Source organism: Neobacillus soli NBRC 102451, from assembly GCF_001591665.1.
Classification (GTDB): Bacteria; Bacillota; Bacilli; order Bacillales; family Cytobacillaceae; genus Neobacillus; species Neobacillus soli.
On record NZ_BCVI01000070.1, the window covers coordinates 1 to 26,160 of the forward strand.

The window sequence follows — 26,160 nt, forward strand, 5'->3', positions numbered from 1 at the left end:
GTTTCTACCTTTCCGATTAATTCCCTAGTAGGGCATGGATCCAGTCTCGATGTCACACGGGTAGGTATAGTCTTGGATAAATTTGCCCTAAACTAAGAAATCATCAAAAATTTCAGCTCAATTAATGGGGTAATTAAGATGCAAGCATATTTTCAATTTCATTCAAAACTTCAGTCGTTTCGTCTTTTTTCAATGGAACATCTCTTGACGATTGGGATTATTATCATTCTTTGTCTTCTCCTATTTTTGATGAGGAATGAGCTTGAAAAGGAGGGGAAACGAAGGCTTTTTCGTTACTCGCTGGCTGTTCTCCTAGTGGTTTCAGAGGCGCTAGATCATCTTTGGCTTGTGGGTGAAAATGCTTGGTCAATAAAGAGAGATTTGCCGCTGCAACTCAGTGATCTCGTTGTCATACTGGCGATAGTCATGTTGCTTGCGAGAAGCGAAAAACTTTTTCAATTTATGTATTTTGCAGCACTTGGCAGTTCTATTCAAGCCATCCTGACACCTGATCTTGGCAAGTTTTCGTTTCCTCACTTTCAATATATCGAGTTTTTTGTTTCACATGGAGGAGTTGTGCTAGCATGTTTGTTTATGGTGGTAGCCTTCCACTATTGGCCCACCATTCGTTCCATGTGGGTGACCATCCTCATTTTGAACCTATATGCAGCATGTGTTTTTTTCCTAAATAAGCTACTAGGAGCAAATTACCTGTTTATCATGAAAAAACCGAATAGCAGCTCCCTTTTAGATTATCTCGGCCCATGGCCGTGGTATCTCTTATCAATGGAGCTAGTGATGATCCTGAGCTTTTACATACTCTACCTTCCATTTTGGAACAAAAGAAAATAGCGAACGGACAAGGGGTTCTGTCCTGTTGTCCACTTTTGATTAATCGTTTGATTGGGGAGGAAAAAAGTTGAAACCGGTCGATTTTTGTCGTTTTTCGCAATTCACCTCTAAACAGAACGGATGTTTTGTTGTAAAATAATTAGGTGTGGTGTTTTGTGGAAATGTTACAACAATTGAGATAGAGGTGGAAGTAGAATTGAATGGTACAGCACATGCAGCTTTGGGAGCAGCAACAGGATTTATTGTTGCAAACACTTTTAATGCCTCTCCCTCTACGACATTATTTTTAGTCGGATTAGGAGGGGTTTCAGGTTTAATCCCCGATCTTGACATTGATGGGAAGCTTCGTGGAAAAATCACCTTATCCCATAAGGTAATTCGGACGGTTGCCCAGTTGATCGGGATTCTGATGATCTTTTATAGTATTTATGAGGGAATATCGACGGAGAAATGGCTGGGTATCGGTATCGGCTTGGGTATGATAGTTGTATCGTCGATGATAAAGCAAAGGCATATGTTAACCATCACAGGAGTCGGTGTACTAATGGGTGGGTTCTCTTTACAAGAAATATGGTTGATGCTACTTGGGATTTATATTTTAATAGCGTCTTTCGTTTCTCACCGCAGCTATACCCATTCGATATTGGGAGTAGCTTTCTTCGGGATTATCGCTTCCAGATTAGAAGTGTCTATCGGAATTGATGGTGTTTTTTATACCTGCCTTGCTGGGTACATCAGTCATTTAATTGCAGATCTTAAAATCCTACCGTTCAATAAACGGGGGATAAAGCTGTTTTTACCTGTTTCATCGAAAGAACTATAGATGCTGGTTCTAGTAACTTCCTAAATTTGATAAGACCATTAAAGATCCCCTATAACCATAGGGGATTTTTGGTACGGCTTTTTTTCAACTTATTAAAACATTACTCCCCGTTAGAGGGATCATTACACAATATTGCGCGTAAATTGGATTGGCGCATTTTTGGCAAAATGCGACGCAAAGGGGCATCTAAAAACCGCTCTACTTAGACTTTTCCGTGGTTTATGAGCCATAAAATCGAAGTAGAGCCCGCCTACTTGAACGTTTCCCTGGATTTTGAGCTATACAGAGCGACAGGCACCTCTGCTCTATTTTTGGGTTGCATTTCCCTTGAATATAAATTACGATTATTGTATAAAAATTCATTGTTATTTTAGAAAAATATCCAATTTGGAGGAGAAATCATGTTACAGACAAAATTAATAGATTCAGAGCTCGTCGCTTGGACCATTCAGCAGCGCCGACATTTTCATATGCACCCTGAGCTTTCAGGACAAGAATTTAAGACAGCTGCTTATGTTAAAGAGAAGTTAACTGAATTTGGTATTCCGATAGATTCCAGATTTTCAGCACCAAATGTGGTTGCTTTTTTCAAAGGAACAGAAGGAAACAAAACCATTGCGCTTAGAGCCGATATGGATGCCCTTCCGCTTCATGAAGAAGGGGACCACAAGCCTTATATTTCAACCGTACCCGGCGTTATGCACGGCTGCGGCCATGATGGTCATACTGCAACATTGCTTGCGGCTGCTAAATGGATGAGTGAAAATCCACATCTCGTAAAAAACAATATTGTCTTGATTTTTCAAAGTTCAGAGGAAGCCTCACCAAGCGGAGCACAGCAGCTTGTAAAAGAGGGGGTCTTAGACGGAGTCGATGTTATCTATGGCATTCATTATATCTCCGGTATGCCTCTTGGAAAAATTGGCTTTGCCACCGGCTATGCCATGGCCTCAAGTGATGATTTTGACATTACGATTGAAGGAACAGGCGGACATGGAGGATATCCACATCAAACGGTGGACCCGATCTACATTGCGACCCACCTTATTCAGGCGTTTCAATCGGTTGTCAGCAGAAATTTGAACCCGCTGCATGCAGGAGTGATTTCGTTTGGCGGGATGCAGGCGGGCAATTCCTATAATGTCATTCCTGAAAAGGTTACACTGCAAGGCACGATTCGGGCGATGTCGTTTGATGGAGCAGAGCTGATGCATAAAAAAACGGCTCAGTTAACGGAATCGATATGTGCAAGCTTTGGCGGAAAAGGGCACTACCACTTTATTGAGGGAACGCCGCCGTTGTACAATCATCCAGAGGCATGCGTAGTGGCTAAAGACATCATTGAAAAATCCTTTGGCGAAGAGGTCTTCATGGAAAAGGAACCAGTGATGGGCGCTGAGGATTTCTCCTATTATTTAAAGGAAAAGACCGGAGCTTTCATCAATGTTGGTATGCAAAGCGAAAAAAGCCAATACCCGCACCACCATCCCAAATTCGACATCGACGAAGCCGCCATCCCCGCTGGAATCGAACTAATGATTCAACTCGCTTTGAATGCCTGATGCAAGCTAGTGGGTCACCCCCACTAGCCTTGCCTTCAAATAGGTCCTCGTCTACTTAGAGGATTGAGAGGATTTTTAGCCTAAACGTCGAAGTAGAGCCCGTTAAGTTTACCCGAAGGAAACTTAACAAATAGACAGCGTGCTGTGTATAGGCAGACTTTCGGTTCAGCCGTTAGCGCTTGATGGCCACAAATAGCCGATCACCGCACCAACTAAAGCTGGTAAAATCCAGCCAAGTCCAATATCGTAAAGTGGTAAAGTATCCATGTAGAACGATTTTATGGATTCGAATATAGAGACAGTCGCGTCTGGCAATCTGCTGACTAATGTGCTGTAGCCGTCGAAGAAGCTTACACAAAAAGTTAAGAACATTGAGGCAGCATAAACACTCTGCTTATGGCCAAATAAAGGTGAACAAAGCGCTAATAAAATCAGAACAATAGCTAAAGGATACAATAACATTAATACTGGTACCGCGTATTGAATGATATTGTTTAGGCCAAAGTTGGCAATGACAAATGACACAAGACATAGGATCAGAACGAACATTTTATACCTTATTTTTGGAAACACACCATTAAAAAACTCGCTGCAGGCAGTAATCAGTCCGATGCTCGTTTTTAAACAAGCGAGTACGATAATAATCGCTAACAAAATGGAGCCGAATGATCCGAAATAATGCTGAGCCACTGCAGCAAAGATCAAACCGCCATTGTCATATGTCCCAATTGCTGATACACTCGATGCCCCCATATAGGTAATGAGTCCGTAAATCAGCATCATGAGTACCATGGCGAAAATGCCAGATTTCCATGTTGTTTTGGCAATCGCCTTCGGATCGGTGATGCCTTGTCCCTTAATCGCATGGATGACAACAATCCCAAATGCAAGGGAGGCGAGGGCATCCATCGTGTTGTATCCTTCTTTAAATCCCGTTATAAATGCCAATCCACTATAGGCACCAGTTGGTTTACCGAAGTGACCCATCGGCTTGACGATGGCAATGACGATTAAAATAAATAAAAATACTAAAAATGCTGGTGTTAAATATTTGCCGATATAGTCGATAATTTTCGCTGGATTTAATGAGAAATAATAGACAATCGCAAAAAACACAAAACTAAAGATCCCGAGATATAAACTGCCGTGCTCTGGATTCATATACGGTTCAAAACCGACCACGAAAGGTACCGTTGCTGTACGAGGAATAGCGAAAAACGGTCCAATGGTTAAGTAAAGTGCCATGGCGAAGACGACGCCAAATAGTGGATGAACCCGACCGGCTAAATCACGTAATCCATTACTCCCGGATAAACCAAATGCTAAAATCCCCATAAATGGCAGGCCAATTGCGGTTACGAGAAAGCCAATTAAAGCCGACCAAAAGTTCGTCCCAGCTAGTTGACCCATTTGGATGGGGAAGATTAAATTTCCCGCGCCAAAAAACATTCCGAATAGCATTGTACCAATGATGGCATAGGTTGAAAAAGATATTTTCTGTTGCATCGATGTGCTCCTTCTAAGATGAATTCCATCCATTTTAACACCTTTAATAGGAGTTTAGCTATAGCAATGAGAGTGAATGTGAAGTATGGGGACGGTACTTTTACTTCCTTGGGTTGATGTCTGTTATTTGATGTGATTTTATTATTTTTCTACTTCAAAACTGAACTACTTTGGTGTCTCTCCCTGCTTCTTTTTTTAATCTACAATATATTAACATAATATTGACAAAGTTCAGAAAATAAAACTATAATTAAGAAAACGTTTTACGAAAGCGTTTTCTTAAATCCGAAAATGGGGTTTTTTTATGGCGATTACGATAAAGGACATTGCCAGAAAGGCAAATGTTTCTATTACCACAGTCTCTCGTGTGATAAATCAAAAGAGTGAGGGTATTGGCGATTCCACCCGGAAAAAGGTGCTGGATATTATTGAAGAGCTTGATTATCGGCCCAATTCGATAGCTAGAAGTATGATTACGAAACAAACGAACACCATCGGACTTATTATCCCGGATATACGAAACCCTTTCTTCCCGGAGCTTGTTAGGGGGGTGGAGGATTTTGCCAACCAGCATGCCTATAATGTCTTTTTGTGTAATACCGATGGGGAGCCGAAACGAGAATTAGAGTATATAAGTTTAATGAAGGAAAAAAATGTCGATGGCATTATTTTTACCTATTCATGTGCTGAAACCATCCATCAACTAGAAGAAATTGTGTTAGATCAGAAGATACCATTAGTGTTGCTTGACCGCGGTGTAGATGACCAAAAGTTTAGCGGTGTTTCGATTGATAACGAAAAGGCCGGCTATCTTGCGACAAAACATTTACTGGATCTTTCTCATACGAAAATTGGTTGTATAACGGGACCTGCCCAATTTCCAAACTCAAAGGATCGGTTAAATGGGTATAGGAAGGCTCTCAAAGAGGCGGGAATTCCATTTGATCAAGACCTGATTCTAGCCGCTGACTTCCAGATGGATGGCGGGTACCAGGCAGCCAAAACTTTATTGGCGAAAAAAGACATTACCGCTATATTTGCTTTTAACGATGTAATGGCTTTTGGTGTCTACCAGGCGGCAGCAGAGCAAGGGATGAACATCCCAGAAGACGTTTCGGTGGTAGGGTTTGACAATATAAATTATAACCAGTTATTAAACCCAAAGTTAACAACCATTGAACAGTCCGTTTACGACATGGGCGAAATCTCAGCCAAAATCTTATTGGAACAAATCACTCAAGGAGGTGATGTCAAAAACAAAACGTTGTATCTTGAACCATCATTGATTTTGCGCGAAAGCACCAAAAAACTTGAAAACTAGAAAGAGGAGAACCGACATGTCCAAACCAATTATTATTGATTGCGATCCTGGAATTGACGATGCGCTTGCCATCCTTCTAGCCATCTCATCGGATGAACTGGATTTAAAACTCATTACCACCTGTGCAGGTAATCAAACGAGTGAAAAGATCACAACAAACGCCTTAAAGCTGGTCAGTTTTGTTGGTGAGGAAATTGAAGTTGCGAGGGGTGCGATAGGGCCGTTACTTCATGAATTGGTCCTTGCAGATGTTGCCCATGGTGAGTCAGGTTTTGGAGGAGTGGAGTTAGGTGCACCGCATTATTCGGTTAGCAGCCGTACCGCACTTGAAGCGATGAGAGATACGATTCTCCAATCGTCGGAAAAAGTGACCATTGTTGCGATAGGGCCGCTTACCAATGTTGCTCTATTGATTAAGTCCTACCCAGAAGTCATGGAGAATATTGACCAATTATCCATTATGGGCGGGGCCTGTGATGGCGGGAATCGCACTCCAGTAGCAGAATTCAATATTTATGTTGACCCAGATGCAGCAAAAATTGTTTTTGACTCAGGAATTCCGATTACGATGTTTGGCTTAGATGTGACCAATAAAATCCCGATGTATAAAGAGGATATTGATCGTATTCGCTTTATCGGCAATAAAACAGGAAAAGCAGTTGCCAGTATGCTAGATTTCTATTTTCGCGATGGTCGTGCCGATGCCATGCATGACCCGTGTGCAGTGGCCAACCTGATTGATCCTTCCTTATTTACCTTCATCCCTTGCAATGTCGAGATTGAGACAAAGGGGGAATTCACAAGAGGGCAAACCGTAGTGGATAAGAAGGAGAGAACAGGCAAGCCGAAAAATGCAAATGTAGCATTTGATGTGGACCGCGAAAGAATCCTTGATTTACTCTACAATGCGATTGAAAAATTGAAGTAATCAGTACTAGTCATTCAGCTATATCCTACTCCTATGTCCCTTGCGCTTAAAAAAATTGAACTAATCCGTACTAGTTTATCAGATTTACCAATCAACTTACTCCTATGTTTTTACTTAAAATAATATAACCAGGGGGAATTTAATTTATGAAAAAAGGTCTGAAGTTCGATTTTACACTGATTGCCATTTTGCTTATTCCAATCGGGGTGGCGATTAATGTCGTCATTTCACAGCTTGTGCAGGTATTACGTATCCCATTATATTTAGATGCGATCGGCACGATGTTAGTTGCAATGATTGCCGGCCCGTGGGTTGGGTTGGTTACTGGAGGTCTTACAAACGTCATAAAATCAATTTTTTCGCCAACAGAATTGCCTTTTGCAATTGTTTCAATGGTGATTGGACTGACAGTTGGTTATTTTTCTATCAAAAAAATGTTTACAAGCGTTGGAAAAACAATCATTGCCGGCGTCATTTTAACCTTTATTGTCATTATTGTTAGTACACCGATTAGTGTCATCTTGTTCGGCGGGTCAACCGGTGACTCATCTTCTGCCGTTAGAGCGATCTTCCTCGCTTCTGGACAAGGAATTTGGAAATCCGTATTTTCATCCAATCTTTTAATTGAGAGCATTGATAAAATTCTATCACTATTAATTACGTATACGATTGTGAAAAAAATGTCCGACCGCTACTTATCCAAACATAATTATGGTCAAAACTTTTTAGATTCCTAGTAAATGATAATGAGAGGGTTTGCCATGAAGGAAAAATCCAACAATCTACTTCTTGATTTATATCCATCAACAAAATTTTTGATTACGTTATTTATTATTATTACTGTTTTTATTGTAAAAGGGTATTTGTATGGCTATTTAATGGTGCCGCTTTGTCTGCTGCTTGCCTTATATGCGAAAGTTTTTAAAGAATTACTAGGATTGTTGATTAAGACACTTCTAGTTTTGATTACGTTTATCTTTTTAATTCAAAGTTTTTTCTATCCGGGTGATACGATCCTTTGGAGCTGGAGTTTCCTTTCACTGAGGCAGGAAGGAATTGATTTCAGTTTACTGCTGACCTCTAGAATTGGGGCCATCGGTTCAGCCTTACTGTTGTTTTTTCGCATTACTTCCGTTAAAGATATTGTCTACTCGTTAGAACAGCTTGGTCTCCCATCAAAAGTAACCTATGTCGTCTTATCGACATTGACGATCATCCCTGAAATGAAGAAGCTTTCGATGACGATTATGGATGCACAAAAAACGCGGGGGGTTGAAACAGAAGGTAATTTACGTGTACGGGCCAAAGCCTTTTTGCCAACATTGACCCCGCTGATTTTAACATCGGTCGCGAGCACGGAAGAACGGGCAATCACATTAGAGGCACGGGCCTTCACGGCACCCGTCAAAAAAACAAGCCTCTACAGGATTGAAAAAACCAAAAAGGACACTGTTGTAAGAATTCTATTACTACTTTTACTCATTGTCATCATTGTCTGGAGGGTCGCTTTATGAGTTTTATTCAACTCAAAAATGTTTCCTATAAGTACCCGATCGGGAAAGGTGATGTGTTAAAGGGCATCAATGTAAAGATTGAAAAGGGTGGTTTTTATGCCTTAATTGGTGCCAATGGCAGCGGAAAAACGACTTTTTGTAACGTTTTACGTGGTTTTGTTCCTCATTTTTATAAAGGTGATTTACGCGGTGACGTATTGATCGATGGCAAGGATATTCGTGAATGGGAAATGGGTGAGCTCGCGCAGAAGATCGGTTTTGTTTTTCAAAATCCCTTTACGCAGATCAGTGGGGTAAAGGAAACCGTTTTTGAGGAAATTGCCTTTGGGTTAGAGAATTTAGGGGTAGATGTCGACATCATTATTCAGAAGGTCGAGGAAGTCATCGGCCTTCTGGGGATTGATTATTTACGAGATAAAAATCCTCAGGAGCTTTCGGGCGGGCAAAAGCAACGGGTGGCCCTAGCATCGATCATCGTGATGGAGCCGGAAATTTTAGTCATTGACGAACCAACGTCACAATTAGACCCTCGGGGTACGGAGGAAATTTTTAAAATCATCGAACTGATGAAGCTTAAAGGGAAAACGATTATTTTAGCTGAGCATAAAATCGAATTAATTGCCGAAAAAGCGGAGCAGATTCTAGTTTTTCAAGATGGTGAAGTGGTCATGCAAGGAACAACCGAAGAGATTCTTACGGATCCACAAGTGCTGGAATACGGTGCAGCCTTGCCGCAATATGCTTTATTGGGTCTTGAAATGAAGAAGCGGAATTGGGAAGTGGGGCAAATTCCCTTGACGGAACAGCAGGCGATTACTACGGTAAAAGGATTGAGCCATCCGAAGGGGGAACAAGTATGTCATTCTTAACGCTGGAGGATGTTAGCTTTCGTTACCCAAATGGATATAAAGCAGTGGAAAATGTGAATATGTCGTTTAGTAAAGGGGAAGCCGTAGCCATTGTAGGACAAAACGGGGCTGGTAAAACGACAACGGTTAAATTAATGAACGGATTATTAAAACCAGAGTCTGGCAATGTCATCATCGATGGTTGGAATACAAAAGACTATACGACCGCGCAAATCTCGCGGAAAGTGGGGTACGTGTTTCAAAATCCGGACGATCAAATTTTTCACAGTGATGTGTACAGTGAAATTGAATTTGCTCCTAAGAGGCTTGGTTTGCCGCCTGAAAAAATCAAAGAAAGTGTGATGAAAGCGGCCGAGCTTGCCGGGGTTGTTCCCTACTTAAAAGAACACCCCTACAATTTACCGTTTTCAATGCGGAAATTTGTGACCATCGCCTCTGTCCTTGCGATGGAGTCTAAAGTGATTATTCTGGATGAACCGTCAGCTGGTCAGGATCTACTAGCGATGGAAAGATTAGGGTTGATGATTCGTACGTTAGTGGCCGAAGGAAAAACTGTGATTACGATTACCCATGATATGGAATTTGTTGTGAATCATTTTGAACGGGTGATTGTCATGGCCAATCGCAGGAAGATTTCGGAAGGGAATAAACGAGACATCTTTTGGGATTTTGATGTATTAGAAGAAAGCATGCTCAAGCAGCCGCATATTAGTCGTGTCAGTCGTTCGCTGCAATTAGAAGAGAAGGTCTTGTCCATCGATGAGATGATGAATCATTTACAACAAGTAAATAATTGGTAGAATGAAGCTTGAGGTGGGTTCGTTGAAGAAAATACTAGTCATTGGGAGTTTGAATATGGATTTAGTTGCCCATGTTCCACATCTCCCACATCCTGGTGAAACAATAAGCAGTATAAAATTTCAACAAAGTCCTGGCGGAAAAGGAGCAAATCAAGCCGTTGCTGCCGCGAAACTAGGAGGGAATGTCGCCATGATCGGCCGGGTGGGAGCGGATGATCATGGTCAAATGTTATTAAATAATTTAAGGCAAGCCGGTGTCGATGTTACCGGAATACGGCAAGAAGGCACGACAGGTATGGCTTTTATTAATGTAAGCAAAGATGGAGAAAACCATATTATCTTAGTTCCAGGTGCAAATCATAAAGTAAGTCGTGCAGATATTGACGATTCCATTCATCTGATTCAAGCGTGCGATTTTATCATTATGCAATTGGAGATTCCGCTTGATGTGGTCGACTATGTCTTGACCATTGCTTCTGAACATCAGAAAGAAGTGATATTAAATCCGGCACCGGGTCAGCCGTTATCAACAAAGATGCTTGGAATGGTTCATACTTTGATACCGAACGAAACGGAACTGCAGCAGCTGACAGGCATGCCCGTGACAACGATAGACGAAATTGTCGCGGCCGCTCTAGTGTTAAAAACATCAGGAGTAGCTAGAATCATCGTTACCATGGGGGAAAAGGGTTCCCTTTTACTTAATGAAGAACTTCAAGTCCATATACCGGCAGTGAAAGTGATTCCGGTTGACACAACAGCGGCGGGAGATGCGTATATTGCCGCCTTTGCTGTCGGCCTAACAAAAGGCCTGAGCGACTCGGAGTCAGCAGAATTCGCCACTTTAGTGTCGGCCATCGTCGTCACAAGAGAAGGCGCCCAGCTATCACTGCCAACCTTAGAGGAAGTAAAATAAAGCAAGGGGATGTGAATGTCTGTTTTAATTAAATTAAATGGATATATATCTTTTCATCACCTAGTGTATAAGCAATAACCTCATGTAATTTTACTTCAAACTTGCAAACACTTTCGAAAAGTGGTAATCTAAGGAAGAATTATTTTTGTTCGGCGGTTTAAAGGATAGTATTAGTAGAACTTTTCGTCTTAATGATCACTGATAGCAAGGATAGTAACATATTGTGTGCAAAAGCACACAGCAGGAGGAAACACACATGGAACAAGGTAAAGTAAAATGGTTTAACGCAGAAAAAGGTTTTGGATTCATCGAACGCGAAGCTGGAGACGATGTATTCGTACACTTCTCAGCAATCCAAAGCGAAGGCTTCAAATCATTAGACGAAGGTCAAGAAGTTACTTTTGAAGTAGAACAAGGTCAACGTGGACCCCAAGCTACTAACGTTCGTAAAGCTTAATAATAAATGTCTAATACAAGACAGGCTCTATTTTAGAGTCTGTTTTTTTTTTTGCCTTAAAAAAACAAGGAACCCCACTCACGAATGAGTGGGGAAAAATGTGAACAGTAAATCAAATGGTAAATAAAGTGTATCACATAAACACGAAATCTCCTAATTTAGGTTAAAAGATTACGAATGTACGTTCCTGTGATAATATATAGTAAAAAAACTAAGGAGCAACCACTTCTATGGAAAAAGTTGAATTAAAACATTTTTCGAATGACTATTTAGATGTATTAAATTCTTTCGAACTCCCTGAAGAACAGGAGCAGTTCACTGCATTACCAAGAAAGATTTTAGAGGTGGCAGAAGGCCAACATCGAATTGTTATTTTAAGCGAGAATGAACCTGTGGGATTCTTTTTATTGCATTCAACTGAACGAGTAAAGGAGTATTCGGATAATCCGAAAGCTATGTTGTTAACTGCATTGTCTGTTAATCATGCGAAGCAAGGAAAAGGTCATGCTAAACAAGGTATGCTCTTACTAAGTGATTTTGTAAAAGCTGAATTTCCTAATTGTGATGAAATCGTTTTAGTTGTTAATCATAAAAATGTTCCTGCTCAGCGACTGTACTCAAGAGTAGGTTTTGAAGATACAGGTAAGAGAAAAATGGGTCCCATTGGTGAACAGTTTGTAATGAATTTATTGTTGCAAAATACTTAACTCATTTAAACTAAGCAGAGAAGTTGGGCTTTTTATTTGGAAATTCCTTAACGTAGAAAATCCGAATTTATCTTATCCATCAAAAATGGATGACTTTACAGTATTAAATGTCAAGTCATCCTCAAACGTATTGTTGCCAATGGTGAAACACAGGACATTACTAAAGCAACGTTCTTTTACAAGGATCTACTCGGACTCGATCAACTGATGAACTAGGGATGGAGCAGTCGTAATTGTTTCTTCACATCAGTCCCAATTTCGAATAAAATTTGCTCAGCCATTCTGGCCGCTATACAGGAATCGAATCCAATCGTGCCACATCTTCTTGATGGGATCTGACTCAACAAAACCGAACCTTTTGAAAATAAGAAAAAAGTAAGGGAAATGCAAAGGCTACTAATGAAATTCCAAGCTGCATTTACTCGCTAGTGACTCAGCAAGGGGTATTCCTATCCCATTTTTCCGCAGGGGAATCGTAGATTCCTTTGCTATCAACAACATCGTTTATTTAACATAGTCGCTGTTAAAAATGATAAAACGCACCGTCAAAGTTGGCTTTTATATATTTTTAATCTTTTATGCTGTTAGCTTCTTCAATGGAATTCACAAACATTCCAGGAAAGTTAATTTTCTTTACACAATTTTCAACCTGCTTTCTTGAAGCAGAAGAGGAAGGATAAATAATTATTATTTTTTTAAAATTAGCTATCCAATATAATTTTAAAACGAATTCGATATCATCCACCACATGATCAGCAACTTCTTCTTGTCCACGTCCGTCTACTATAAATTTATACCTTGAAGGGTTAATGGTATTTACGATGGTTTGAAACTCGCTTAAATATATTTTTGCATCTTCCACTTGGAAGAAGCCTCCTACTTTTACAAAAAAGGTTTCATTCTCTTCATCCAAATCAAAGGAATATAGTTTAGCCATAGCTTTTATCCTCCAAAGTGCAAAAATACACTAATTTGATACTATGATACATAAAACGAGTTATTTCGACAATCCCAAAATTACTTATCTGGCTAGATCCTAAGTTTTTTATGAAGGTTTCCATTTCAACCAACGGGAATTGAAGAAGGAATATAAAAAAAGCCTGTATCATTGATTAATGTAAAGATACAGACTTTAAATATCAGTAAATCACCACTTATGTTGCTATATATCCTAGTTACCCATTTTGCCGTAAATATCGTTTATCTTTCATAAATAAACTCCAAAAGTAAATAAAGCCAGGAAAGAGAATTGCGAACCCAACAATGTAGGTAATAAATACAGCTCTAAATGAATTAGGGTCTGTAAAACCCGACTGAATTGTCACATTAGGATAGATGATATAGGGTAAGTGTGCTTTCCCATATACATAACTTGCAATTAAGTATTGGAATATCACTGCAATAACAGCGAGTCTTGGCATCCCCTTGACCCCTTTCTGAAATGGAGATGGGGCATATAATCCTATCCCTATAATCAAAAAGAAGCCAACCGAAATAAGTAAAAGTGAAAGGTCGTCCATCATTCTATTGTATAACCACTCAGCATCATTTGGTAAGGTAAGCATTATGAGTAAGGCCATTAGTAAGGAAATGGGTCCTAATATTTTTCCATCGCGAAGATATACTCGATATGCCTCCATTTCATTAGATGCTTTCGAGTAATCCGCTAACAATAAAGACGAGAGAAAAAGAGTACTGCTGATGGCAAAGCCAATAAATGCATATACATTTGGGCTTGTAAAAAGCCTATATAAATTTAAATTCGCTACACCATTCCCGTAATCAACAAATTCCCCATGTGTTATTGGCAATACACTAATTAAAAGACCAGGAATTAGTATTCCTGCAATTCCTGATATGTACGTCAAGGGCTTTTTATATTCGATTGCGATATTTGAAAATACTAAAAATGCGCTTCGTAAAGCAAGTAAAAGCAGGATTATACTTCCAGGAATGATCAGGATAGTGCCTAGAGTATATGCTGCATTTGGAAAAAGACTATAGACAGCTACAACTAATGCAACAATAAATGTGTTTGTCACTTCCCAAGTGGGTGATAAATATCGATTGGCAATATTGGTTGCTTTCGTTTTTTCCCGATTAATGTAAATCATTGACCAAAAGCCAGCGCCGAAATCCATTGTTGCCATGACAGCATAAATAAAGACAAACCCCCATAGCACGGTAATCGCAATAAGAGCATCAACCATGTGCATATCCTCCTATGAATTTGAACTGAATAAAGGGACATTTTTTTTCTCTGAACGCTCGATATCATCCAATACTGTGTTTTTTCTAAAGAAGTATAGCAATACATACACAACAGCAAGCGCCAAAATAATGTATACAGCAATAAACAATATAAATAATGTACTTAAGTTCGTCGCTGTTGTTGCAGCCTCAGCAGTTGATAATATCCTGTATATCACCCATGGCTGGCGGCCCGTACAAGCAAAAATCCATCCAAATTCAATCGCAAGCACCGCCAATGGACCTGTAGTAACTAGTGTCCACAGCATGATTTTTGGGTAATGCTTCTTTTTTATTACTTTTCTCCAGGCAAACACGAGAATTGGGATAAGTATCAGTAATGAACCAATGCCAACCATTGCGTTAAAAAGCGTATGTACAAATAAGGGAGGCCAAAGCTCCTCTGGAAAATCATTCAAACCAACAACAACCGTATCAAAGCTATTTCCGGCAAGAAAGCTTAGCGCCCAAGGAATTTCAATGGCCCCTTTTATTTCTTGGGTTTCACGATCTGTAAAGCCGCCGATGGCGAGTGGAGCATGGGATTGTGTTTCAAATAATCCCTCTGCAGCAGCTAGCTTTTCTGGTTGATATTCATGTAAATATTGAGCAGAAGCATGTCCATTTATTGCTGTTAAAAAAGCAAAAATACCACCTAACACTAAACTCATCATAAGTGCCTTTTGATGAAACAAGTAAATTCTGGACCCAAATTGATGTTTCATCATTTTAAAAGCGGCAACAGAACACACAACAAAAGCTCCCACAACGTAGGCAGACAACGCAACGTGCCCAGCAGTTACAAAGAAGCTTGGGTTAAAAAAAGCAGCCCAAGGATTAATGTCTACAAATTTCCCATTCTCATATCGGAATCCTGCTGGAGTACCCTGAAAGGCATGGACATTTGTAATCAATACTGCTGAAGCTAATGCACCGATAGCGACTAGTATTAAGCTTACTATTCTCATCCAAGGGGCAATTCTTTCTGCAGCATATACATAGATAGACATAAAAAGAGCCTCAACAAAAAAGGCATATATTTCAATTTGAAATGGAAGCGGCATGACCCGACCAACGACTTCCATAAAACCGGGCCAAAGCAATGATAATTGGGTTCCGGCTATCGTACCAGTCGGTATCCCAACTCCAAGTAAGACGGCAAACGCCTTTGTCCAACGCTTAGCCATTATGACGTAATCTTGATTTTTCGTCTTTTGGTAAAGCAGCTCAGCAGTCAAAATCATAAATGGCAATCCTACTCCGATAGTTGCAAATATAATATGAAATGCCATTGTCGTACCAAATAAAGAACGGGCTACTAATAGATCGTCCATAATCAATTCGTCCTCTCAGGGTTAATTTTCTTAAATAATCATTCCCAATTCGTCCAATAATATGTAATTAAGCCCGAAAGACGATTATACTTAAAAATGTTCCTGCTCAGCGACTGGACGGAAGAGTAGGTTTTGAAGATACAGGTAAGAAGGCCAGGAATTTAATAAACTAATTCTAAATTTTAATTTTGAACCTAACTTTCGTTCTGTATTTTGTTAAAATAAATTTATTAAACAATAATTAGGGGGAGACATTGTTGGAAGATAAAATATTAAAAATTGATTATAGTAACTATTTTTGGCAAGACGATAAAGTTAGAATACGTGCGATGCATCCAGAAGATTGGGAAAGAGAATATATTGGACAGTTTGATACTTCTGTACGTCGTCTTTTACTATGTTCTACTGAGCTGCCACCTACTATTGCAGGTTCGAAAAAATTTGCAGAGGAAAATGCTGATTATTCTTCATCAAATGGAAGAATAATGTTTATTATTGAAGATTTTGCAGGTAAAACCATAGGTGAAATTAATTTAAGTAGAATCGATGAGAGAAATGGAACATTTAGTATTGGAATTATAATTGATAAGGAAAACCGTGGTATGGGATATGGTACCAGAGCGATGAAGATTCTATTAAAGTATGCATTCCTTGAACGAAGGCTTAATAAATTCAATGCCTATGTTCTTGAAGGAAATGATGCTTCAGCTAAGATGTTGAAAAAACTTGGGTGTATCCAAGAAGGGGTGCGTCGACAGGCTGTTTATATAAATGGGAAGTATATGGATTTTATTTTATTCGGATTAACGAAAGACGAATTTATTGAAAACCACAAGGAAGAGTTAAATTTATAAAGTGGTATTCTTATTAAACGGGCAGCGTTAGTAAAAAAAGGGTCGTCAAAAAGATAACGGGATCTATTTTATGGGGGACAAAAGGCAATAAAAATATTTAAAAACGCAAATAAAAACCACGATTTCCATAAAAAAATCGTGTTTTTTTAACATTATAATTTCATCGTATATTGCCCTTAATTTTTTGTTCTTCCTGAAATTTAATTAAACATTTTTTACAAATGCAATCTATTCTAATACTTTCAACTGGAACTAATTCAAAGATTTCTTTAGGGAATTCCTCTATATCACACCAACAATTGCCATGTTCTCCAGCACTAGACATACATCTATTAACTTCCCCGCATATCGGGCAATATTTATTTGCCAATTAAATTCCCCTCCAATTGTGACATAATAATAGTCTTTTGTTATATTCTATTTCTTCTTAATACTACATCATTTTTTGCTTTTTCGGATAAAAAACCTTAATAAAACTAGTATGAAAATGCTGTAAGCACGATTATTGGCAAAATGTCTTGATTGAGGAGCTACCGGGCGAGTTTAATTGGAGAAGGAAAAAATGTTTGAATATAAAAATCATCTATAGTAATTTTCAATGAGCGAATTTGCAGATTCAACGGGCGAATATTACCATTCAATGGGCGAATTCAAAAAAGCCTAAGATAATTAGAGATATTTTTCAACTCACGTCACAGGCTAGTGAAACATTAGTATCTTTAAATCATATCAATACAATAAGAAAACGTTTTGTCTTAATGGAGGTGGATGTATTGAGTATGGCTGCCTGGTTTGGCGTCGGCATTGGTGTAGCAGCTGCAATCGGTTTATTTGGAAAATCAAAAAGGAAAAAATAAATTCGTTTCTTTGAAAGTAAAAAACGTTCTTTTTTTACTTTCGGGGTGCTTTAATTCAATAAGCTAAAAATGCTCAGAGTTCATCAATTATCCACTGAGCATTTTTTATGCCAATTATGAAGAGTGTTCAAATGGATAAAAGTTAAATCGCCACTTCTTTTCTGAAATTTCCTTTAAGCCTTTACGAATCATTCGGAAAACCAGAATCCATGATGCAGCCATCAGAAAGAGTTGTCCAAATGGAAAAATACCTGTTATAGGTGTATCCCATAGTGCATGCATCAAAACGACAAGAATAAAGATGCGAAGAAATTTTGGCTTGATCAACATGTTCAACTCGAATTTTTTGTCCCATTGGATCATGCAGAAGGCGGCTCCTGACAAACCGGCCCACGCAACATGTCCTCCGGGAGCTAACAGGCTTCGCCAAAGGATGGTAGCATAAAGTGTATGGAAGTTTCCAGAAATAAGTCCCCGTAATGCATAACCAGCAGTTTCGAAAGCTGCAAAGCCGACACCCACCGTAGCACCCAATAGAAGTCCATTCAGGATATACTTGTATTTAAGCTTTCGTACAAAAAAATAACGGTAACGGCTTTGGCAAGTTCCTCCGAAACACCAATCGTAATGGGATTGATGTTGTTTTTCAGAATATCAAAGAACACCAGTGCCGCTAGCATGGAGAGGATCCCGCCGATAAAGACCACATAGACGATTCGATAAATCGCAATATTTTGAGGAGCGTTCATTTCCCAAAAGAAAATCAGTGTCGTGAACGGAACGGTACCCTTGGTACCATGTCAACAAAAGAAGCAAACTCATAAAATAGGCTGTTTTTTTCTTCTGTTGTTAGGTCAGGACTACTACCTTTATAGCCGAAGTCTAAGCAGCTTTTAACCTTTTCCGGATTTAGGTAACCACAATGCGGGCATTTCATTTACCTTCCACCTCATTTTGAACAAATCTCTTTCAAAAAGTACAAAATAGCATACCCTTGTTTCGAGTTTATGTTCTCCATATAGAGGAAGGAGAATACTGAAATCGGGGAAAGTGTGGGAAAAGGTCTTGTGCTTCATTTTGATTTATCATTGCTACACAATATGTACTTACACTCTAAACAAAGACATACATGGAAATATTTCTTTACAACTCCCGTGTCTCGTTTTATATTTTGAATAGCAGGAAAATTTTCCTATATAGGTGAAAAGAAAAGGAGAACTATTGCAGAATCAAAGGAGAAGTAAAGGAGTGGAAAAATGAATCCATCGATTATAAGGCTTGGGAGTTTTACCTCCATTCTAGCCGGAACCCTTCTGATAGCCGCACATGCGTTAAACTTGGGCTCGGGAGAATATGGTTCTGTATATGGGAATTTCCTCGTTTTCATGTCCCATTTGCTTTTGGTTTTTGCCTTTTTTGGACTTTACATTTTTCAGGGTGAGAAAAATGGTACAGTTGGATTCTTGGCCATGCTTCTTGGCAATATTGGTAATATTGTGGTCACAGCTATTGTCTTTGTGGAAATAGCTCAAGCTTCCTTGGAAAAAGCAAGCCAAGTGTTAATGACATCCGTTAATGAACCACTCTCTACCTATGGACCGCTTTTGTTTGTGTTAGGGATGATATTATTAGGGATTTCCATTATTCGCGGCAAAGTATTCCCCGTTTATTCGGGCTATCTGTTGGTAGCCGGCACCATAGTGTTTGCCGCCGCTGGTATGATCAATGATTTCAAGTTAATCATTGAGGTGATTGGAGCGATCTTTACAGGAGCCGGTTTTATCGCAGCGGGCATGACATTGAGGTCCGATTCCCACTCAGTTAAGATTAAAGGATGATGAGTGGCGGTGCCTGGCACACCTCGAATACTCTTATTTGACAGTTATGTTCCATGACCCTAAAAAAGCCCAAGAAAAGTTCCTTCGTTCCCAGACGAAGGAATTTTTGGGGAGTCGACATTTCGGGCCGTAAGGAACTTGTAAATGGTCCATTTTCCATTAACCTTCGAGGTCTAACATTGCTTCTTCAGCTTTCTTTTTATGTTCATTCGTAATAAACTTATCCAACGTTTTGACCGCCGCAAAAATGGCTGTAGCATCATCGGTAAACCCTAAAACTGGTATAGCATCGGGCATTACGTCAAATGGATTGATCAAGTAAGCTAATGCTGCCAAGGCCACACCTTTAACCCATAATGGAGTTTTTTGATCAATTGCACAATAATACATGGCTACACTATCCTTAACGAAAGGCACTTTTCCAGCAATCCTTTTTGTTTTAGCCCAAAAACCCTTTTTGACGTATTTCTGATTTTTTTCTCTATTATATTGATGTTGGTCATCCTCTTGATTGAAAAAATTAGTTTCCATTATGAAATGCCTCCTTAATTTACTAGTTTGGCTGGCTAAAATAACATATCCTCTATTTACTACTTACCCACTTTTATTATCATCCATTTCTAGTCTATTCATTTTTATTCATTCATTACATTCTGCGATTGTAAAACTCTTCTAAATTTAAAGAAATGCGGTGGGATGAAATTATAAAAAGTTCACCAAAGCCTTCGAAAATAGATTAAAATAAATGAAAACTATCATTTTAGGAGGTCCATACTTACATGAGAGTAGCAATTGCACAATTATCCACTAGTGTTGATAAAACTGCTAATTTAGAGAAAGCTCTACAGTACATTGCAAAAGCAAAAAGTTTGGGCGCAGATTTTGTTATCATTCCGGAATTTTATATGGCGCTGGCTACCCCTAAGTCTGGCGTATTACCGGTTGAAGCAGCGGAACCGTTGGATGGTCCGTTTGTTACTGCGTTGGCAGAGGCTGCCCGCGAAAACGAAATCTATGTCATTTGCGGCCTGTATGAATCGAAATCAGATGATCAAAAACGTGCCTATAACACAACCGTATTTATTGATCGTTCAGGGCAGCTCGTCCATTCTTATCGAAAAACCCATTTATACGATGCCTTTAATTATCATGAGTCTGAGACGATTATTCCGGGGGATAATCAATACAAGATAGTAGAAACAGAGTTTGGAAAAATCGGTTTAATGGTTTGCTACGAATTGCGATTTCCCGAAATTGCAAGACAATTCGCCCTTCAAGGAGCAGATATCCTGTTTGTTCCTGCAGGTTGGGTAGCGGGACCGATGAAAGAGGACCATTGGCAAACACTTATTCGTGCACGAGCGATTGAAAATACGATGTTCGTCTTTGGTGCAAACCTCGTTGGCGATATTTTCTCCGGCCGCAGTATCATGGTCGATCCAATGGGTGTCATACTAGCCAGCGCAGGCGAAGAAGAAGCGTTAATTGTTTCCGATATTGACCTAGATCGCATCCGCCGTGTAAGAGAAAAACTTCCTAGTGTAAGTCACCGGAAGCCGGAGTTTTACCGCTTTTAGCTTGCCTGGCAAGGTCCGAGAATTGTTGAAGAGTTTAGCTTGTTTATAGCTAAACTCTTTTATTTTATTGTAAAGAATTTCGGGGTCAGATCCCCACCCTCCTAGATCATGGGTTCTGGTGGTCTTTTTTTGGTTGAGCTCACAACAAAAAAAAACCATGGGAACTGTCCCATGATTTTTCCTATTCCGCTGGTATTTCGTTGAAGAACGCTACATCCTCAATCGGAAGACGGGTAGTTGGATGTCCTGGTTTTGTTGCTTTTCCTATTGCAATGAGCATTATTGGCATAAGGTTTTCAGTAATGCCGAAAGCCTCCACAAATTTTGCTTTATCGTATCCTCCCATTGGAACGGTGTCGTACCCTTTGGAACGGGCGATCAGCATGAGCTGCATGGAGATTAGTCCACCATCCGTATAGACGATTTGGCGCGCTGCTTCGGGCGATAGGTTTGAGTACGTTCTGACCGTACGCTCAATGAATGAACTAGCCGTATCTGCCGGCATAAAGCCTGCATCAACTGCCTCTCCATAAATTTTTTCCGCGTTCTTGTAGCTTTCAACATCGCCAAGGACTGCAATAACGGCAGAGGCTTCTACTACTTGTTGTTGGTTAAACGCGATGGGCAAAAGCTTATCCTTTAACTCCGGCTTATCGATGACTAAAAAACGCCATGGCTGCAGGTTAGAAGATGAAGGAGCCAGTGTTGCCAACTCCAGTATTTCAGTCATTTCTTCGCGTGAAATCCGTACTGTTGGATCATATGCACGAACAGAACGGCGTTCCCGAATTACATCAATGAACGTTTGTTGTTCGACTTTATCAATTGTTTGTAAGTTTGACATCATCATGCCCTCCTAGTCCTTCTGATTCCCTGCTGCGTACAATTCAGGGAATCCTTATATAGCAAGGGTATTATCCCATTATGAACAAAAGTTATTCTACCATTATTGTCCGCATTTTACAAAGTTAGTGACCATGGGGACGATTCTGCTGGCTTTTTTCGGCAAGGAAAAATGAAGAAAAAGACCATGAGAGCCTTCCAAGAGCACCTATTAAAGACATTTTCGCCTCCTCCTTGGTCGATTTTGTCCTTAAGGGCCCCTATTAAAGACATTTTCGCCACTTTCGAACCGTCCATGTGGATTCATGACTTTCAGCCGCACAATATGATTAAAGATATGACTTTTATCACTATAAGGTATGCTCTAGAACGATTAAACTAAATTTTGTTGGGAAATTCTAGGTCTGAGGTCGTAGACAATATTACACCAACTGCCCGATGTTGATGAATAAATGGAAAACTTATAATGAACAGGTGGGATTATCCAACAGACGAGACTAAACTACGAAAAAAACAGGGGAATGGAAGAAACGAGTAAAATTTTCGGAGGGGAAGAGAGTAATGAAATCATGGATCAAATTTTCACTAAAGAATGCAGGGGTTATTTTTATTGCGATGTTAATGGTGATTGCCGGGGGGATCTATTCAGTCAAAACGATGAAGATGGAGTCAATGCCTAATGTTGACATTCCTTATATTATCGTCCAGGTTCCTTATATTGGAGCTACGCCTGACCAAGGATTAGAGGATATTGGCAAGCCATTAGAATCGGCATTGTCGGGGATAAAGAAACTAGATAATTTGTATATTGAAGCACACAGTAATGTGGTTGTGGGGATTCTTGAATTTAATATGAGTAAGAATATGGACGAAGCGGAAAAGGACGTTACAACGGCTGTCGCTTCGATGAAGCTGCCTGCAGGTGCAGAAAAGCCTGCCATTCTAAAGGATGGTCCTTCTGCCATGCCCGTATTTTCGTTTGCTCTTTCGTCTGAAACAGCCAATCAATCGGACATAACCCAATTTATCAATGAGCGAATCAAGCCTGCATTGACAGGAATCGAAGGAGCCGGAAGCATTAATATTTCGGGTGAGACTGAAAAGGAAGTGGCAATCAAACTCAATCCGGAAAAGATGAAGCAGCATGGAATAACGTACGAAACAGTCAAGCAAACGTTGGCAGCGCACAATTTTTCATTCCCGGCGGGGCAGGTAAATGTTGAAGATAAAACCTTCAATGTGCAAGCCGATTTCAAGCTGGGTTCCATTGAGGATGTTAAAAAAGTTCAAATTTTGGCTCAGGGACCTGCCGGAATGCAAAAACTAAGCTTGTCAGATATCGCGACAGTTGATTATAGCGACAAAAAGGAAACGGTCTACACTAGATTGAATGAAAAGCCAGCGGTTCTGGTAGAAATGTTAGCCATTCCCGGCTCTAATACAGTGGAAGTAGTGGAGCAGGCGAAGGAAAAGCTGGATGCATTAGATCTTCCAGCCGGCTATAAATTAACGAAATTATTTGATACATCCAAAGAAGTAAAAACATCTGTTGATGGGATGCTGCGGGAAGTATTGCTTGGTACCTTGTTTGCCGTCATCGTCACGTTCTTATTCCTTCGTAATATAAGAGCAACGATTGTAGCCGTTCTGTCCATCCCATTATCGATATTAGCCTCGATGATTACCTTAAAATATTTGGACTATAGCTTAAACATGATGACCCTTGCTGGAATAGCTGTCGCCGTCGGACGGGTGATTGATGATTCGATTGTTGTCATAGAAAATGTTTACCGGCGAACCTTATCTAGCCCGAAGCGTGATGAAAGATTGGTTCTGACAGCAGCCAAAGAAGTAGGAGGGGCGATTACCTCTTCCACCCTGACGACCATTGCCGTATTCGGGCCGCTTTCCTTTGTTCCCGGGATTGTTGGCAAGTTCTTTGCTCCGTTTGGGATCACGGTCATCGTTGCCCTTGCATTTTCCTTAATTGTATCGTTAACCGTTGTACCATTATTGGCAAAATTATTTTTACTGCGAATCAAACACCAAGAGTTGAAAGAAACATTTTTTGAAAAAGCGTATAGGCATGTATTGTCATGGGTTTTAACGAAACGTGCGGTCACGATTGTGTTAGCGATTATCTTGTTTGCCGGTTCGTTGGCATTAGTTCCACTGATTCCACAGAACTTTTTACCACAGGAAAAGGCTGTTTCCTATAGGTTAACAGGTGATTTACCGGCTGGAACTTCATTAGAAAAAGCAAACGAGATGGCGGTTAAAGTAGAAGCCATTTTGAAAAATGAACAGGATATTAACCATACACAAACGATTGTAAATGGGGAGCATATTCGTTTCTCTATCGATTTAAAGGATGGCGTCACGAAAGAGCAAACAAGTGATTTTGAAAAAAGTGTAAGAGCAAAAGTAGAAAAATTGGACGATGACATGCGGGTGGCGCTTTCTCCTGTAGGGATTGTCGGAACAAGTGGTTTAGCGTTAATGGTCGAGGGCGGGAATGCCAAAGATTTAGAGACGGCCGGAAAAATGATTACCGATAAAATTAAAGATATTGATGGCTTAGAAAATGTGGAATCCAACCTCTCTGGAGTGAAGGAACAGCTCCAATTGAAAATCAATGATCAGCAAGCAGCAGAAAAAGGATTAAATCCGATCATGATTGCGGGCTATGTGAGAGAGCTTATTTCCGGTGATCATGTCGCTGAGATGCAAGTGGAAGGAAAAACAACGAGTGTCAATTTATCATTGAATAGCACTTCCGAGGGCACGATCAACGATATTATGAGCCAAAAAATGACCAATCCGCTGGGGCAGCAAGTAAGCCTTTCAGAAGTAGCTGCCTTGACGAAAACGCCAAGTCCTTCCGCGCTGTATCGTTTAAATCAGCAGCCATATGTGCAGATTTCAGGACGAATCACGACGGATAATTCTTCCGGCGTGCAGGCAGAGGTCGATAAACGCCTGAAAACCTTAGATTTACCAAAAGGGATAAGTTATCATTCAGAAGGTCAAGCGCAAGCAATGAACGAAGGGTTTACCAATATGATGCTTGCCATGGCCGTTGCGGTTGTGTTGGTGTTTATCGTGATGTTGATTGCATTTGGGAATATGTTAATGCCGGTGGCGATTTTATCCTCCTTACCATTCTTGTTTTCCGGGGGATTACTAGGATTATATCTTACGAATCAAGCACTTGGGATGCCGGCTTTAGTTGGGTTCCTGATGTTAATCGGGATTGTGGTCACCAATGCGATTGTCTTGATGGAGCGCGTGAAGCAGAATGAGAAGAAGGGCATGGCGGTTGGCGCCGCGCTGCTTGAAGCTGGAAAAACTCGACTCCGCCCAATTCTCATGACGGCTCTCGCCACAATCGGTGCATTATTACCATTAGCGCTATCAAGTGATGGCGGTCTAATTTCACGATCACTTGCAATTGTTGTTATTTCAGGGCTGCTGACATCTACACTCTTAACCTTGGTAATTGTACCGACTACTTATCATGTATTACATTCGCTAAAAGCGCGACTTTCTAAGAAAACTACCGATAAGATAACTGAAAAAGAATCAGCGTAGAGGAAATGGGACGAGGGGACAGGAACCTCGTCCCATTTTGGTCTTGCCCTGAATAGTGTCGAAGATTCCTGTATTTAATTCGGATAATGGTCCTGAACCCATGTCCCTTCTCTGCCAATTTGGCGCCTATTTTTATTGCACTAAAGAAGAAGTTTACTTGTATCAGGACAGTAACTTCGTATTGTGCAAATTTCTAATGATAAAAATAGGTATCTAACTAGTCCACATAAACAAAAAGTCACATAGACTAATGGTGACACAAGACAAATTCACATGGAGGTAATTTTAATGAATAATAGAAATATGGGGTTTGGTGGTTTTCCAGGACCTATGATGCCGGGACAATACGGTGGACCAGGAGGATGTGGATGTCCGCCTCAATACTGCCCACCACAAGTGTTTCCAACACAGTATGACCCGGGACTAGTTGACCCTGCACAACAATATGTAAAAACAAACTTATTTAATAAAGTAGTCTCTCATGTCCATCCTTCTCATACGACAACAGTCAACAAGCTTCATGTTAACCATCAACATTATTTTCCCCACACAGAATCATGTGTAAATGAATGCTGTGAAACACATACGATGTGCGGTGTACCACACAATCCTTGTTGTCCATCAGGACCATTTGGATACTAGCTTCTTTTTCCCCCTCTCTTGAGGGGGATTTTTTATTAACACAACAAAACCAATTTCATATACTATAAAAGTTCCAAGATACAAGTTCTCCTTGGTACCTTATGGGTGCCATTTTTTTT

Annotated in this window: 27 protein-coding genes; 18 read left to right on the top strand and 9 right to left on the bottom strand. The window is 40.1% G+C overall.

Translation table 11 applies throughout. The features are described from left to right. The first annotated feature begins 138 nt into the window (after positions 1-138). The 3 genes from BSO02S_RS22970 (at position 139) to BSO02S_RS22980 (ending at position 3,237) form a co-directional block, all read left to right on the top strand. Positions 139-852 (top strand): YwaF family protein, encoded by a 714-nt coding sequence (locus tag BSO02S_RS22970; RefSeq protein WP_066073215.1) that lies wholly within the window; start codon positions 139-141, stop codon positions 850-852. A 196-nt stretch (positions 853-1,048) separates the two neighbouring features. Beyond that, positions 1,049-1,675: a metal-dependent hydrolase gene (locus BSO02S_RS22975; RefSeq protein ID WP_066073218.1), complete on the top strand. Its 627-nt coding sequence runs from the start codon at positions 1,049-1,051 to the stop codon at positions 1,673-1,675. A gap of 401 nt (positions 1,676-2,076) precedes the next feature. Further along, positions 2,077-3,237 carry a M20 metallopeptidase family protein gene (locus BSO02S_RS22980; RefSeq protein WP_066073221.1) on the top strand — a complete coding sequence of 387 codons (1,161 nt, stop codon included), beginning with the start codon at positions 2,077-2,079 and terminating at the stop codon, positions 3,235-3,237. A 165-nt stretch (positions 3,238-3,402) separates the two neighbouring features. On the opposite strand, the gene brnQ is transcribed toward BSO02S_RS22980, so the two are convergent. Next, complete coding sequence (gene brnQ / locus BSO02S_RS22985) at positions 3,403-4,743, bottom strand: branched-chain amino acid transport system II carrier protein (protein ID WP_066073224.1); 1,341 nt, start codon at positions 4,741-4,743, stop codon at positions 3,403-3,405. A 304-nt stretch (positions 4,744-5,047) separates the two neighbouring features. Here brnQ and BSO02S_RS22990 point away from each other — a divergent pair, with 304 nt between their 5' ends. The 9 genes from BSO02S_RS22990 to BSO02S_RS23030 all read left to right on the top strand — a co-directional run bounded on the left by BSO02S_RS22990 (position 5,048) and on the right by BSO02S_RS23030 (position 12,255). Next, complete coding sequence (locus BSO02S_RS22990) at positions 5,048-6,064, top strand: LacI family DNA-binding transcriptional regulator (protein WP_066073227.1); 1,017 nt, start codon at positions 5,048-5,050, stop codon at positions 6,062-6,064. A 16-nt stretch (positions 6,065-6,080) separates the two neighbouring features. Then, entirely contained in the window at positions 6,081-6,992 is a 912-nt protein-coding gene (locus BSO02S_RS22995; protein ID WP_066073230.1) for a nucleoside hydrolase, read from the top strand. A gap of 146 nt (positions 6,993-7,138) precedes the next feature. Next, positions 7,139-7,729 carry an ECF transporter S component gene (locus tag BSO02S_RS23000; RefSeq protein WP_066073233.1) on the top strand — a complete coding sequence of 197 codons (591 nt, stop codon included), beginning with the start codon at positions 7,139-7,141 and terminating at the stop codon, positions 7,727-7,729. 24 nt (positions 7,730-7,753) lie between these two features. Beyond that, positions 7,754-8,506: an energy-coupling factor transporter transmembrane component T gene (locus tag BSO02S_RS23005; RefSeq protein ID WP_066073235.1), complete on the top strand. Its 753-nt coding sequence runs from the start codon at positions 7,754-7,756 to the stop codon at positions 8,504-8,506. Continuing rightward, complete coding sequence (locus BSO02S_RS23010) at positions 8,503-9,375, top strand: energy-coupling factor ABC transporter ATP-binding protein (protein ID WP_066073238.1); 873 nt, start codon at positions 8,503-8,505, stop codon at positions 9,373-9,375. The genes BSO02S_RS23005 and BSO02S_RS23010 overlap by 4 nt, the downstream gene beginning before the upstream one ends. Then, a complete protein-coding gene (locus BSO02S_RS23015) occupies positions 9,363-10,175 on the top strand; it encodes an energy-coupling factor ABC transporter ATP-binding protein (RefSeq protein WP_066073241.1) in 813 nt (270 codons plus the stop codon). The genes BSO02S_RS23010 and BSO02S_RS23015 overlap by 13 nt, the downstream gene beginning before the upstream one ends. Before the next feature lie 22 nt (positions 10,176-10,197). Continuing rightward, entirely contained in the window at positions 10,198-11,091 is an 894-nt protein-coding gene (gene rbsK, locus BSO02S_RS23020) for a ribokinase (protein WP_235846989.1), read from the top strand. Between the two features lie 256 nt (positions 11,092-11,347). Beyond that, entirely contained in the window at positions 11,348-11,548 is a 201-nt protein-coding gene (locus tag BSO02S_RS23025) for a cold-shock protein (protein WP_066073248.1), read from the top strand. 230 nt (positions 11,549-11,778) lie between these two features. Next, positions 11,779-12,255, top strand: coding sequence for a GNAT family N-acetyltransferase (locus tag BSO02S_RS23030; RefSeq protein ID WP_066073250.1), 477 nt, complete (start codon positions 11,779-11,781; stop codon positions 12,253-12,255). Positions 12,256-12,823: 568 nt separating this feature from the next. Here the strand turns inward: BSO02S_RS23030 and BSO02S_RS23035 are convergent. From BSO02S_RS23035 to BSO02S_RS23045, 3 genes are all read right to left on the bottom strand, one after another. Then, positions 12,824-13,192, bottom strand: a complete 369-nt coding sequence (locus BSO02S_RS23035; protein ID WP_066073253.1) for a hypothetical protein — start codon at positions 13,190-13,192, stop codon at positions 12,824-12,826. A 238-nt stretch (positions 13,193-13,430) separates the two neighbouring features. Continuing rightward, positions 13,431-14,465, bottom strand: a complete 1,035-nt coding sequence (locus tag BSO02S_RS23040; RefSeq protein ID WP_066073256.1) for a cytochrome d ubiquinol oxidase subunit II — start codon at positions 14,463-14,465, stop codon at positions 13,431-13,433. A gap of 12 nt (positions 14,466-14,477) precedes the next feature. Next, the gene (locus BSO02S_RS23045) at positions 14,478-15,839 is read right to left on the bottom strand and encodes a cytochrome ubiquinol oxidase subunit I (RefSeq protein WP_066073259.1); all 1,362 of its coding nucleotides are present in this window, start codon (positions 15,837-15,839) and stop codon (positions 14,478-14,480) included. A gap of 257 nt (positions 15,840-16,096) precedes the next feature. Between BSO02S_RS23045 and BSO02S_RS23050 the strand changes: the two genes are divergently transcribed. Then, positions 16,097-16,693: a GNAT family N-acetyltransferase gene (locus tag BSO02S_RS23050; protein ID WP_235846990.1), complete on the top strand. Its 597-nt coding sequence runs from the start codon at positions 16,097-16,099 to the stop codon at positions 16,691-16,693. A gap of 160 nt (positions 16,694-16,853) precedes the next feature. On the opposite strand, the gene BSO02S_RS23055 is transcribed toward BSO02S_RS23050, so the two are convergent. After that, positions 16,854-17,063, bottom strand: a complete 210-nt coding sequence (locus BSO02S_RS23055) for a cysteine-rich CWC family protein (RefSeq protein ID WP_066073263.1) — start codon at positions 17,061-17,063, stop codon at positions 16,854-16,856. A 238-nt stretch (positions 17,064-17,301) separates the two neighbouring features. Here BSO02S_RS23055 and BSO02S_RS23060 point away from each other — a divergent pair, with 238 nt between their 5' ends. Further along, a complete protein-coding gene (locus BSO02S_RS23060; protein ID WP_066073266.1) occupies positions 17,302-17,550 on the top strand; it encodes a hypothetical protein in 249 nt (82 codons plus the stop codon). Positions 17,551-17,664: 114 nt separating this feature from the next. Here the strand turns inward: BSO02S_RS23060 and BSO02S_RS28135 are convergent, their stop codons facing one another. Continuing rightward, on the bottom strand, positions 17,665-18,084 hold the full coding sequence (locus tag BSO02S_RS28135; protein WP_235846991.1) for a PrsW family glutamic-type intramembrane protease: 420 nt from the start codon (positions 18,082-18,084) through the stop codon (positions 17,665-17,667). An 11-nt stretch (positions 18,085-18,095) separates the two neighbouring features. After that, on the bottom strand, positions 18,096-18,299 hold the full coding sequence (locus tag BSO02S_RS28140) for a hypothetical protein (protein ID WP_235846992.1): 204 nt from the start codon (positions 18,297-18,299) through the stop codon (positions 18,096-18,098). 507 nt (positions 18,300-18,806) lie between these two features. Between BSO02S_RS28140 and BSO02S_RS23070 the strand changes: the two genes are divergently transcribed. Further along, positions 18,807-19,388 (top strand): hypothetical protein, encoded by a 582-nt coding sequence (locus BSO02S_RS23070; protein ID WP_066073269.1) that lies wholly within the window; start codon positions 18,807-18,809, stop codon positions 19,386-19,388. A 159-nt stretch (positions 19,389-19,547) separates the two neighbouring features. On the opposite strand, the gene BSO02S_RS23075 is transcribed toward BSO02S_RS23070, so the two are convergent. Then, entirely contained in the window at positions 19,548-19,919 is a 372-nt protein-coding gene (locus tag BSO02S_RS23075; RefSeq protein ID WP_066073272.1) for a YkvA family protein, read from the bottom strand. 248 nt (positions 19,920-20,167) lie between these two features. Here BSO02S_RS23075 and BSO02S_RS23080 point away from each other — a divergent pair, with 248 nt between their 5' ends. After that, a complete protein-coding gene (locus tag BSO02S_RS23080) occupies positions 20,168-20,965 on the top strand; it encodes a carbon-nitrogen hydrolase family protein (RefSeq protein ID WP_066073274.1) in 798 nt (265 codons plus the stop codon). 181 nt (positions 20,966-21,146) lie between these two features. Here BSO02S_RS23080 and BSO02S_RS23085 read toward each other — a convergent pair whose 3' ends face one another. Beyond that, positions 21,147-21,809, bottom strand: coding sequence for a nitroreductase family protein (locus BSO02S_RS23085; RefSeq protein ID WP_066073277.1), 663 nt, complete (start codon positions 21,807-21,809; stop codon positions 21,147-21,149). 560 nt (positions 21,810-22,369) lie between these two features. On the opposite strand from BSO02S_RS23085, the gene BSO02S_RS23095 reads away from it, so the two are divergent. After that, the gene (locus tag BSO02S_RS23095) at positions 22,370-25,399 is read left to right on the top strand and encodes an efflux RND transporter permease subunit (protein WP_066073285.1); all 3,030 of its coding nucleotides are present in this window, start codon (positions 22,370-22,372) and stop codon (positions 25,397-25,399) included. A gap of 288 nt (positions 25,400-25,687) precedes the next feature. Continuing rightward, positions 25,688-26,041, top strand: a complete 354-nt coding sequence (locus tag BSO02S_RS23100) for a CotD family spore coat protein (RefSeq protein ID WP_235846993.1) — start codon at positions 25,688-25,690, stop codon at positions 26,039-26,041. The last annotated feature ends 119 nt before the right edge of the window (positions 26,042-26,160 follow it).

Bases quoted from the DNA above. Each gene is read 5' to 3' on its own strand.
- BSO02S_RS22970 (WP_066073215.1), top strand. From the start codon at position 139: ATGCAAGCATATTTTCAATTTCATTCAAAACTTCAGTCGTTTCGTCTT.
- BSO02S_RS22980 (WP_066073221.1), top strand. From the start codon at position 2,077: ATGTTACAGACAAAATTAATAGATTCAGAGCTCGTCGCTTGGACCATT.
- brnQ (WP_066073224.1), bottom strand. From the start codon at position 4,743: ATGCAACAGAAAATATCTTTTTCAACCTATGCCATCATTGGTACAATG.
- BSO02S_RS22990 (WP_066073227.1), top strand. From the start codon at position 5,048: ATGGCGATTACGATAAAGGACATTGCCAGAAAGGCAAATGTTTCTATT.
- BSO02S_RS22995 (WP_066073230.1), top strand. From the start codon at position 6,081: ATGTCCAAACCAATTATTATTGATTGCGATCCTGGAATTGACGATGCG.
- BSO02S_RS23000 (WP_066073233.1), top strand. From the start codon at position 7,139: ATGAAAAAAGGTCTGAAGTTCGATTTTACACTGATTGCCATTTTGCTT.
- BSO02S_RS23005 (WP_066073235.1), top strand. From the start codon at position 7,754: ATGAAGGAAAAATCCAACAATCTACTTCTTGATTTATATCCATCAACA.
- BSO02S_RS23010 (WP_066073238.1), top strand. From the start codon at position 8,503: ATGAGTTTTATTCAACTCAAAAATGTTTCCTATAAGTACCCGATCGGG.
- BSO02S_RS23015 (WP_066073241.1), top strand. From the start codon at position 9,363: ATGTCATTCTTAACGCTGGAGGATGTTAGCTTTCGTTACCCAAATGGA.
- BSO02S_RS23025 (WP_066073248.1), top strand. From the start codon at position 11,348: ATGGAACAAGGTAAAGTAAAATGGTTTAACGCAGAAAAAGGTTTTGGA.
- BSO02S_RS23030 (WP_066073250.1), top strand. From the start codon at position 11,779: ATGGAAAAAGTTGAATTAAAACATTTTTCGAATGACTATTTAGATGTA.
- BSO02S_RS23035 (WP_066073253.1), bottom strand. From the start codon at position 13,192: ATGGCTAAACTATATTCCTTTGATTTGGATGAAGAGAATGAAACCTTT.
- BSO02S_RS23040 (WP_066073256.1), bottom strand. From the start codon at position 14,465: ATGGTTGATGCTCTTATTGCGATTACCGTGCTATGGGGGTTTGTCTTT.
- BSO02S_RS23045 (WP_066073259.1), bottom strand. From the start codon at position 15,839: ATGGACGATCTATTAGTAGCCCGTTCTTTATTTGGTACGACAATGGCA.
- BSO02S_RS28140 (WP_235846992.1), bottom strand. From the start codon at position 18,299: ATGAACGCTCCTCAAAATATTGCGATTTATCGAATCGTCTATGTGGTC.
- BSO02S_RS23070 (WP_066073269.1), top strand. From the start codon at position 18,807: ATGAATCCATCGATTATAAGGCTTGGGAGTTTTACCTCCATTCTAGCC.
- BSO02S_RS23075 (WP_066073272.1), bottom strand. From the start codon at position 19,919: ATGGAAACTAATTTTTTCAATCAAGAGGATGACCAACATCAATATAAT.
- BSO02S_RS23080 (WP_066073274.1), top strand. From the start codon at position 20,168: ATGAGAGTAGCAATTGCACAATTATCCACTAGTGTTGATAAAACTGCT.
- BSO02S_RS23085 (WP_066073277.1), bottom strand. From the start codon at position 21,809: ATGTCAAACTTACAAACAATTGATAAAGTCGAACAACAAACGTTCATT.
- BSO02S_RS23095 (WP_066073285.1), top strand. From the start codon at position 22,370: ATGAAATCATGGATCAAATTTTCACTAAAGAATGCAGGGGTTATTTTT.
- BSO02S_RS23100 (WP_235846993.1), top strand. From the start codon at position 25,688: ATGAATAATAGAAATATGGGGTTTGGTGGTTTTCCAGGACCTATGATG.